General features: G+C 69.6%; 9 protein-coding genes and 1 tRNA gene. 6 read left to right on the top strand and 4 right to left on the bottom strand.

Going from position 1 to position 9,826, the window contains the following annotated elements:
- Positions 1-385: thiamine pyrophosphate-dependent enzyme (locus C5H89_RS03190; RefSeq protein ID WP_240181666.1), on the bottom strand; the 385-nt coding region annotated here is incomplete at its 3' end.
- Complete coding sequence (locus C5H89_RS03185) at positions 382-2,316, bottom strand: 2-oxoacid:acceptor oxidoreductase subunit alpha (protein WP_240181664.1); 1,935 nt, start codon at positions 2,314-2,316, stop codon at positions 382-384. The genes C5H89_RS03185 and C5H89_RS03190, both read right to left, overlap by 4 nt.
- A gap of 255 nt (positions 2,317-2,571) precedes the next feature.
- Here C5H89_RS03185 and C5H89_RS03180 point away from each other — a divergent pair, with 255 nt between their 5' ends.
- The 4 genes from C5H89_RS03180 to C5H89_RS03165 are packed head-to-tail and all read left to right on the top strand — an operon-like array spanning position 2,572 to position 6,273.
- Entirely contained in the window at positions 2,572-3,612 is a 1,041-nt protein-coding gene (locus C5H89_RS03180) for a sulfate ABC transporter substrate-binding protein (protein WP_104105624.1), read from the top strand.
- A 10-nt stretch (positions 3,613-3,622) separates the two neighbouring features.
- The gene (gene cysT, locus C5H89_RS03175) at positions 3,623-4,468 is read left to right on the top strand and encodes a sulfate ABC transporter permease subunit CysT (protein WP_104105623.1); all 846 of its coding nucleotides are present in this window, start codon (positions 3,623-3,625) and stop codon (positions 4,466-4,468) included.
- Positions 4,461-5,255, top strand: coding sequence for a sulfate ABC transporter permease subunit (locus C5H89_RS03170; RefSeq protein WP_104105622.1), 795 nt, complete (start codon positions 4,461-4,463; stop codon positions 5,253-5,255). The genes cysT and C5H89_RS03170 overlap by 8 nt, the downstream gene beginning before the upstream one ends.
- Positions 5,256-5,298: 43 nt before the next feature.
- Positions 5,299-6,273 (top strand): TOBE-like domain-containing protein, encoded by a 975-nt coding sequence (locus C5H89_RS03165; protein ID WP_104105621.1) that lies wholly within the window; start codon positions 5,299-5,301, stop codon positions 6,271-6,273.
- Between the two features lie 89 nt (positions 6,274-6,362).
- Here the strand turns inward: C5H89_RS03165 and C5H89_RS03160 are convergent, their stop codons facing one another.
- A complete protein-coding gene (locus C5H89_RS03160) occupies positions 6,363-6,854 on the bottom strand; it encodes a YajQ family cyclic di-GMP-binding protein (protein ID WP_104105620.1) in 492 nt (163 codons plus the stop codon).
- 114 nt (positions 6,855-6,968) lie between these two features.
- Here C5H89_RS03160 and C5H89_RS03155 point away from each other — a divergent pair.
- Positions 6,969-7,051, top strand: a tRNA-Tyr gene (locus C5H89_RS03155).
- Between the two features lie 72 nt (positions 7,052-7,123).
- Here the strand turns inward: C5H89_RS03155 and lhgO are convergent.
- A complete protein-coding gene (gene lhgO / locus C5H89_RS03150; RefSeq protein WP_104105619.1) occupies positions 7,124-8,362 on the bottom strand; it encodes an L-2-hydroxyglutarate oxidase in 1,239 nt (412 codons plus the stop codon).
- A gap of 62 nt (positions 8,363-8,424) precedes the next feature.
- On the opposite strand from lhgO, the gene C5H89_RS03145 reads away from it, so the two are divergent.
- A complete protein-coding gene (locus C5H89_RS03145) occupies positions 8,425-9,765 on the top strand; it encodes an MFS transporter (protein WP_240181663.1) in 1,341 nt (446 codons plus the stop codon).
- The last annotated feature ends 61 nt before the right edge of the window (positions 9,766-9,826 follow it).

The raw sequence follows: 9,826 nt of genomic DNA, 5'->3' as shown, positions 1-9,826 counted from the left end.
TGGAGAGGGCGTCGCCGTCGCCGGTGACGACCCAGACGGAGAGGTCTTCGCGGGCGGTGGCGATGCCGGTGGCGATGGAGGGGGCGCGTCCGTGGATGGAGTGCATGCCGTAGGTGTCGAGGTAGTAGGGGAACCTCGAGGAGCAGCCGATGCCGGAGACGAAGACGATGTTCTCGCGGCGGAGTCCGAGGTCGGGGAGGAAGGACTGGACGGCCTTGAGGACGGCGTAGTCGCCGCAGCCGGGGCACCAGCGGACCTCCTGGTCGGAGGTGAAGTCCTTGCCGGTCTGCTTGACGTCGGCGTCCACGGTCGGGACGCCGGCCAGGCCGGGGAACGGCAGGTCGGTGGTGGTGAGGTCTGCGTTGTTGCCCTGGATGGCGGTCATCGGGTGGCTCCTTCCGCGGGGGCGGCGACGTCGGTCGAGAGGTTCACGGGCACGCCCTCGGCGGCTGAGACCAGCTGCCCGATGGCGTCGGCCAGCTCGGCGGCCTTGATGGGCATGCCGTTGACCTGGTTGTAGCCGACGGTGTCGACCAGGTACTGCGCGCGGAGCAGCATGGAGAGCTGGCCCAGGTTCATCTCCGGGACCAGCACGCTGTCGTAGCGGGCGAGGATCTCGCCGAGGTCGTTCGGCATCGGGTTGAGGTGTCGCAGGTGGGTCTGGGCGACGTGGTAGCCGGCCTTCCGCACCCGGCGTACGGCGGCTCCGATGGGTCCGTAGGTCGATCCCCAGCCGATGACCAGGACCTTGGCCTGGCCCGAGGGGTCGTCGACCTCAAGCGGGGGCAGGGAGTCCGCGATCCGGGCCACCTTGGCCGCCCGGGTGCGGACCATGAAGTCGTGGTTGGCCGGGTCGTAGGAGATGTTGCCGTGCCCGTCGCCCTTCTCCAGCCCGCCGATGCGGTGCTCGAGGCCGGGGGTGCCGGGGACCGCCCAGGGCCGCGCGAGCGTGGCCTCGTCGCGGACGTAGGGCCAGAACTCCTGCTTCTCCTGGCCGTTCTTGTCCTGGCTGGTGTGGTTGGGCGCGGTGGCGAAGTCGGGGTCGATCGTGGGCAGCTCGGAGACCTCCGGGACGCGCCACGGCTCGGAGCCGTTGGCGAGCATGCCGTCGGAGAGCAGCATCACCGGGGTGCGGTAGGTGACCGCGATCCGGATCGCCTCCACCGCGGCGTCGAAGCAGTCGCCGGGGGACTGCGGGGCGATCACCGGCACCGGCGACTCGCCGTTGCGCCCGAACATCGCCTGCAGCAGGTCGGCCTGCTCGGTCTTGGTCGGCAGCCCGGTGGAGGGGCCGCCGCGCTGCACGTCGACGACGACCAGGGGCAGCTCGGTCATCACCGCGAGGCCGATGGCCTCGGACTTCAGGGCGATCCCGGGACCTGAGGTGGTGGTCACCCCCAGGTGGCCGACGAAGGAGGCGCCGATCGCGGCGCCGACGCCGGCGATCTCGTCCTCGGCCTGCAGCGTGGTCACGCCGAAGGCCTTGTGCTTGCTCAGCTCGTGCAGGATGTCGGAGGCCGGGGTGATCGGGTAGGAGCCCAGGAAGACCGGGAGCCCCGACTGCACGCCCCCGGCAACCAGGCCGTAGGCGAGCGCGAGGTTGCCGGTGATGTTGCGGTAGGTGCCCGGCGCCATCGGGGCGGGCTTGATCTCGTAGGAGACCACGAACGCCTCGGTGGTCTCGCCGAAGTAGTAGCCGGACTTGAACGCGGTGATGTTGGCGTCGCGGATGTCGGGCACCTTGGCGAACCGGCGGGACAGGAACTCGATCGTGGACTCGGTGGGGCGTCCGTACATCCACGAGAGCAGGCCCAGCGCGAACATGTTCTTGGCCCGGGCAGCGTCCTTGCGGGAGAGCCCGAACTCCTTGACCGCCGCGACCGTCATGCCGGTGAGGTCGAGCTGGTGCACGGCGTACTCGGCCAGCGACTCGTCCTCCAGCGGAGACGTCGCGTAGCCGGCCTTGGTCAGGTTGCGCGCGGTGAAGTCGTGGGTGTCGACGATGATGGTCGCGCCCTTGGGCAGGTCGCCCAGGTTGGCGCGCAGGGCCGCGGGGTTCATCGCGACGAGCACGTCGGGGGCGTCGCCCGGGGTCAGGATGTCGTGGTCGGCGAAGTGCACCTGGAACGACGACACGCCGGGGAGGGTCCCCTGAGGTGCGCGGATCTCGGCAGGGAAGTTGGGCAGGGTCGCGAGGTCGTTGCCGAACGCCGCGGACTCCTGGGTGAACCGGTCGCCGGTGAGCTGCATCCCGTCCCCGGAGTCGCCAGCGAAACGGATGATGACGCGATCGAGCTGCTTGACCTGCTTGGACACAGCGTGTCTTTCCTTCACTACTCGCATGGACGCGGCTGGGTGACTGCTTCGGTGACGGGGTGTCGTCCACATTAACCCTGCAGTGTGCGAACGCCGACCGCGTCTTGAATCGTCCAGATTTAGGTAAACCGCCCCGGGTGACCTGCGACACGCCGGAGTACCCGTCTTAAATTCAACGTATGTCTCTAAAGTCATGTAATCTGGTGAACATTCGCCGGTTAGTCGTCGAGGGGCGGCTTCAAGCAGGGAGCAACGATGAAGAGCACGAGCAGGACACGAGTGGGCGCCATCGCGGCTCTCGCGGTCGCCAGCGTGGCGGCGCTGGCCGGATGTGGCGGCGACGCGGACAGCGCCGCGGACGACAAGACGATCAACATCGTCGGGTTCGCGGTTCCCGAGGCTGCCAACAAGGCCATCGGCGCGGAGTTCGTCAAGACCGACGCCGGCAAGGGTGCGAAGTTCCAGACGTCCTACGGTGCGTCCGGCGACCAGAGCCGTGCGGTGGAGAACGGTCTCGAGGCCGACTACGTCCACTTCTCCGTGGCCAGTGACGTGACCCGCCTGGTCGATGCCGGTCTGGTCGCCGACGACTGGGACGCGGGTGAGAACAAGGGCGTCGTGTCGCACTCCGTGGTGGTCTTCGGTGTCCGTGACGGCAACCCCAAGAACATCCAGACCTGGGACGACCTGGTCAAGCCGGGCGTGGAGATCGTCACGCCCAACCCCGCCTCCTCGGGCGCGGCCCGCTGGAACGCCCTCGCTGCGTGGGGCCAGTCCGTCGCCGACGGTGGCACCGAGGAGGACGCCGCCGCGTACGTCGACAAGTTCTTCGGCAACGTCGTCTCGCTGCCCGGCAGCGGCCGGGACGCCACCACCGCGTTCCTCGGCGGCACCGGTGACGTGCTGATGGCCTACGAGAACGAGGCCATCCTGGCCGCGCAGAACGGCGAGGGCTTCGAGTACATCATCCCGGACACCACGCTGCTCATCGAGAACCCGGGCGCCGTGCTCAAGGACGCCGACCCGATCGCGAAGGACTGGCTGGACTTCGTGGTCAGCGACGAGGGCCAGCGTCAGTTTGCGCTGACCGGCTTCCGCCCCATCCGCGACGACGTCGACTTCGGGGGCACCGTCGAGGGTGCCAAGGACCCGTCCGACCCCTTCCCGGTGGTGCCCAACCTGCTCACCGTGGAGAAGGACTTCGGCAGCTGGAGCGAGGTCTCGGACAAGTTCTTCGACGAGGAGACCGGTCTGGTCACCCTGGCGATCGCCGCCTCCGGCAAGGCGACGGAGTGACGATCAACTCGTGACGACTCTCCAAGTCACGCAGGGCCGGCCGGCGCGCAAGCGCCGGTCGGCCCCGCGGTCGAACCTGACGCGATCCTCGGGCCTCGGCCTGGGCATCGCGATGCTGTGGTTCAGCCTGCTCGTGCTCATCCCCCTGTGCGCCGTCGTCGGTACGGCGGCCGCAGGTGGGTGGGACGGCTTCTGGACCGCAGTGACCAACGAGCAGACGGCTGCGGCCATCAAGCTCACCGTGACCCAGGCGCTCCTGGTCACGGTCGTCAACGTCTTCGTGGGCACCCTGATCGCCTGGGTCCTGGTCCGGGACCGGTTCTTCGGCAAGGGCGCGCTGGAGGTGCTGATCGACATCCCGTTCGCGCTGCCGACCATCGTCGCCGGACTGGTGCTGCTCTCGCTCTACGGCCAGGACAGCCCGCTGGGCATCGACGTGGCCAACAAGCAGTCCAGCGTCTTCCTGGCCTTCCTGTTCGTCACGCTGCCCTTCGTGGTGCGCATGGTGCAGCCGGTCCTGGCCGAGCTGGACCGCGACGTGGAGGAGGCTGCCGCCTCGCTCGGTGCCAGCAAGTTCACCACCTTCCGCCGGGTGATCCTGCCCAGCCTGACCCCGGCGATCGCGGCGGGAGCAGCCCTCTCGTTCGCCCGCGGCGTCAGCGAGTACGGCTCGCTCGTGCTGCTCTCGGGCAACCTGCCCTTCCAGACCGAGGTGACCTCGGTGCGGATCCTGGGCAGCATCGAGAACAACAACCTGGCGGGCGCGGCCGCGACGGCGACGGTGCTGCTGGTCATCTCCCTGGCCGTCATCGTGGCGCTCGACGTCATCCAGCGAAGGATGGGACGACGTGGTTAAGTACCTGCTCCGCTTCATCGTCATCGGCTACCTGTTCCTGCTGGTGGCCTGGCCGGTGTCCCTGGTGGTGACCCACACCTTCGACGGCGGCTTCGGCGCCATCACCGGGCTGCTGGAGGACACCGACGTGGTTGCCGCCCTGAAGCTCACCGTGCTGTGCGCGGTGATCGCGGTGGTCATCAACACCGTCTTCGGGGTCGGCATGTCCCTGCTGCTGGTGCGCTACCAGTTCCCCGGCAAGCGGGCGCTCAGTGCCCTGGTCGACCTCCCGCTCTCGGTCTCCCCGGTGGTGGTCGGTCTCTCCCTGGTCCTGGTCTACGGCGGCCGCAACGGCTGGCTCGGCCCCACGCTGGAGAGCTGGGGCTTCCAGGTCATCTTCGCCACCCCGGGCATCATCATGGCCACTGCCTTCGTGGCGCTGCCGCTGGTGATCCGCGAGGTGGTGCCGGTGCTGGAGGAGATCGGCATCGAGCAGGAGCAGGCGGCGATGAGCCTGGGCGCCAGCCCGGCCCAGACCTTCTGGCGCGTCACCCTGCCGGCCATCAAGTGGGCTGTCGTCTACGGCGTCGTCCTCAGCATGGCGCGCTCGCTGGGTGAGTTCGGGGCCGTGAAGGTCGTCTCGGGCAACCTCCTGGGCCAGACCCGCACCGCGACCCTGGTGGTCGAGGAGAAGTACCTCAACTTCGATCAGCAGGGCGCCTACGCGATGGCCTTCCTGCTGGCGATGGTGTCCGTCGCCTGCATCGTGATCGTCGCGATCATCCGGCCCAAGGAGCACGCGCGATGACGCCGGCTCCGTCCCCCCGTACCTGCCCGAGGAAGGCTCGCACGTGAGTATCGAAGTAACAGGGGTCAACAAGAACTTCGGGGACTTCGTGGCCCTCGAGGACGTGAGTGTCTCGATCCCCACCGGCCAGCTGACCGCCCTGCTCGGGCCCAGCGGTGGCGGCAAGTCCACGCTGCTGCGCATCATCGCCGGGCTGGAGACCGCCGACTCCGGCACGATCAGCATCGAGGGCGTGGAGGCCACCAAGCTCCCGCCGCAGAAGCGCAACGTCGGCTTCGTCTTCCAGCACTACGCGGCGTTCAAGCACATGAGCGTGGCCAAGAACGTCGCCTTCGGCCTGGAGATCCGCAAGAAGCCCAAGGAGGAGGTGGCCCGCCGGGTCGAGGAGATGCTCAAGCTGGTCCACCTCGACCAGTTCGCCAACCGGCTCCCGGCCCAACTCTCCGGTGGCCAGCGCCAGCGGATGGCGTTGGCGCGCGCGCTGGCCATCGAGCCCAACGTGCTGCTGCTGGACGAGCCCTTCGGCGCCTTGGACGCCAAGGTGCGCAAGGAGCTGCGCGACTGGCTGCGTCGGCTGCACGACGAGGTGCACGTGACGACGGTGTTCGTGACCCACGACCAGGAGGAGGCCCTCGAGGTCGCCGACGAGATCGTGGTGATCAACCAGGGTCGGGTGGAGCAGATCGGCAGCCCCGACCAGCTCTACGACGAGCCGGCGAACGACTTCGTGATGAGCTTCCTCGGCGACGTGACCCGGCTCAACGGCGAGCTGGTCCGACCGCACGACATCGAGGTCACCACCACGCCGCTGCTGGCCGGTGCCGCCCAGGGCGAGATCTCCCGGATGCTCCGCATCGGCTTCGAGGTGCGTCTCACCGTGCTCACCGAGGACGGTGAGGAGGTCACGATCACGCTCACCCGCACCAACGCCCGCTCGCTGGGGCTCGAGGAGGGCAAGACCGTCTGGCTCACCGTGGCCTCGGGTGCGACCACCATGAGGACCATGCACGCGGTCTGACCGGGTCTGCGGCCCACGGGACCGCCTCAGGTGCGCACCTGCGCGCTCGGGGCGGTCCCGTCGCCATTCTCGGGCGCCGCGCGGCAGGGTCAGCGGTAGTTGGTGAACTGCACCGCGAACTCCAGGTCCTGGGACTTCACCAGCGCCTGGACGGCCTGCAGGTCGTCACGCTTCTTGCTGGAGACCCGCAGTTCGTCGCCCTGGATCTGGGCCTTGACGCCCTTGGGGCCCTCGTCGCGGATCAGCTTGGAGATCTTCTTGGCGTCCTCGGAGGTGATGCCCTCCTTGAGGGTGATCGAGATCTTCGACTGCTGGCCCGAGGGGCGGGGCTCGGAGGCGTCGAGGATCTTCAGCGACTGCTGGCGCTTGATCAGCTTGTCCTTGAACACGTCGAGCACCGCGGTGGCGCGGTCGTCGGCCGACGCGCTGATCTCGATGGCCTGGTCGCCCTGCCACTCGATGGTGGCTCCGGTGCCCTTGAAGTCGAAGCGGGTGGAGATCTCGCGCGCCGTCTGTCCGAGCGCGTTGTCGACCTCCTGGCGGTCGAGCTTGCTCACGATGTCGAACGACGAGTCGGCCATGGGGATCTCCTGCTGACGTGGCTGGTGGGGTGATTTGTCCTGCGGCATGTTGCTTGGGCTATTCTTTCGCCTTGTCGTCCCAGGGCCAAACGGCCCGGGGGCGAATGAGAACGAGGCAGGTTGCCCGAGCGGCCAATGGGAGCGGACTGTAAATCCGTCGGCTTACGCCTTCGAAGGTTCGAATCCTTCACCTGCCACTGGTCTAGGTACCAGGCGCCAGACCCCCACACGGATCGTGTGGGGGTCTGCTGCATCTCCCGGGGGACCCGTCAGCGCCGCGCCTCGATCCGGTCCACCAGCTCGCGCGCCAGCGCGAACGAGGAGGTGGCCGCGGGGGAGGGGGCGTTGCGCACGTGCGAGACCGCCCCCACCGAGGAGATGGTGAAGTCGTCCACCAGGGTGCCGTCGCGCCCCACGGCCTGGGCCCGCACCCCTGCGGAGAAGCTGCCGTCCAGGTCGGCGGTGGTCAGGGACGGGACGTACGCCGCGGCGGCGCGCACGTAGGCCGCCTTGCTGGTGGCCATCCTGATCTCGGTCAGGCCCGTGCGCCAGTACTTGCGGGCCACCTGCCACGAGCCCGGCCAGGCGAGGGTCTCGGCGATGTCGCGGGGCCGCATGGTGCGGAACAGGTAGCCGTCGCGCGAGGGCACCATCATCGCGGTCGGCCCCAGCATCACGTGGCCGTCGATGTGCTTGGTCACGTGCACGCCGAGGAAGGGCAGCGTCGGGTCCGGCACCGGGTAGACCATGCCGCGGACCACCGGCTCACCGGCGTCGCGCAGCCGCAGGTAGGCGCCCCGGAAGGGCACGATCCGGGGGTCCGGGTCGGCACCGGAGCGCCGGGCCAGCCGGTCCGACCACAGGCCGGCGCAGGTGATCACCTCGGTGGCGCGCAGGCTCGTGGGCTCGCCGCCGTGCCGCAGCTCCAGGGTGCAGTCCACGCCCTCGGTGACGCCGAGGACCTCGGTGTCGAAGTGGAAGGCGACGCCCGCCTGCTCGAGCTCGCCCTGGATGGTCCGGCAGACATGCGTGTAGTCGATGATCCCGGTGTTGGGGGCGTGCAGCGCGGAGAGCCCGGTGGCGTTCGGCTCGATCTCCGCGATCTCCGCAGCGCCCACCCGGCGCAGCCCCGGTACGGCGTTGGCCAGGCCGCGCTGCTCCAGGGCGTCCAGCCGCGGCAGCTCGGCGTCCTCGACGGCCACGATCAGCTTGCCGCACCGCTCGTGCGGGATGCCGTGCTCCTCGGCGTAGGCATACATCAGGGCCGCGCCCTCGACGCAGAGTCGCGCCTTGAGCGAACCCGGCTCGTAGTAGATGCCCCCGTGCACCACACCGGAGTTGTGCCCGGTCTGGTGTGCCGCGACGCCGCTCTCCTGCTCGATCACCGCCACCGAGGCGCCGGGCCGACGACGAAGCACCTCGCGGGCCACCGCCAGGCCCACGATCCCGGCTCCGACCACGGCCACGTCGAGCTTGTTTGTCGCGGGCGGGGTCAGGGGCGATGTCATGGGCGTCATTATCCGCAGGGACGCCTGCCCGGCCCGAGGCGCCCGTGGGGCAGACTGCCGACGTGCAACGCGAGCAGGTCCACGACATCGGCCGCCGCCGCGCGTGGTCCATCTGGCTGGTCGCCATGGCCGTGTACGTGCTGGCGGTCTTCCACCGCAGCTCGCTCGGCGTGGCCGGGCTGCTGGCTTCGGAGCGGTTCGGCATCTCCGCCACCCAGCTCGCCTTCTTCACCGTCCTCCAGCTCGTCGTGTACGCCGCCATGCAGGTGCCGGTGGGGGTGCTCCTGGACCGCTTCGGGTCCCGCGCCCTGCTGCTGTGGGGGCTGGCGCTGATGACCCTGGGCCAGCTGGTCTTCGCCTTCGCCACCTCCTTCGGGGTGGCGGTGCTGGCACGCGGCATCCTGGGCGCCGGGGACGCGATGGTGTTCGTCAGCGTGATCCGGCTGGTGGCGGTCTGGTTCCTGGTGCGCCAGGCGCCGATGGTCACCCAGGTCACCGGCTGGGGCGGACAGCTGGGAGCGGTCGCCGCGGCGGCCCCGCTGACCCTGCTGCTGGACCACGCCGGCTGGACCCGCACCTTCGCCGGTGCCTCCACCCTGGGGGTGGTGCTGCTGGTCGCCGTGGCGTGCCTGGTCAAGGACTCGCCGTACGCCAGCACCGGAGTGGTGCGGGTCAAGCTCGGGGCCCTGGCGCAGTCGCTGCGCCTGGTGTGGGGCAACCCCGGCACCCGGCTCGGGATGTGGTCCCACTTCACCGCGCAGTTCTCCGGCACCGTCTTCGCGCTGCTGTGGGGCTTCCCGTTCCTGGTCGCCGGCCAGGGCTGGTCCGAGGTGGCCGCCGGGACCCTGCTGATGGCGATGACCGGGTGGGTGGTGGTCAGCGGGCTCGTGCTCGGCGCGGCCATCGCCCGCTGGCCGTACTACCGCTCCTGGGTCGTCATCGGCGTGGTCGCGGTGATGGCGCTGGCCTGGACCGCGGTGCTGGCCTCCGACGGGCCCTCGCCGACCTGGCTGGTGGTGGTGATGGCGTTCGCCACGGCGAGCGGTGGACCGGCCTCGATGGTGGCCTTCGACCTGGCCCGCACCTTCCACCCGGTGGGGGCGCTGGGCCGGGCCAACGGCATCGTGAACGTCGGCGGGTTCGTGGCCTCGCTGCTGACCATGGCGCTGATCGGGGTGGTGCTCGACGTCGTCGAGCCCGGCGGGGTCTCGGCCTACGACCTGGCCGACTTCCGGATCGCGATGTCGGTGCAGTACCTGTTCTGGGCCTTCGGGGTGCTGCAGATCGTGCGCTTCCGCCGCCGGGCGCTGCGGCACCTGGGACGGGTGCACCCCGGTGCCCTGGTGGAGCTGCGGGCCGGCCGCCCCTGGACGCACCCGGGCCTGGAGGACCAGGGGGTGTAGCCCTCACCTGCGTGCCGGCCAGGTGATGACAGATCGCACTACTGGGCACCGTCGGCGCGGA

It is taken from the genome of Nocardioides sp. 616, assembly GCF_002930065.1.
Lineage (GTDB): Bacteria > Actinomycetota > Actinomycetes > Propionibacteriales > Nocardioidaceae > Nocardioides > Nocardioides houyundeii.
The sequence above is the reverse complement of the archived record's forward strand: the minus strand, read 5'-3'. Positions and strand labels throughout refer to the sequence as shown.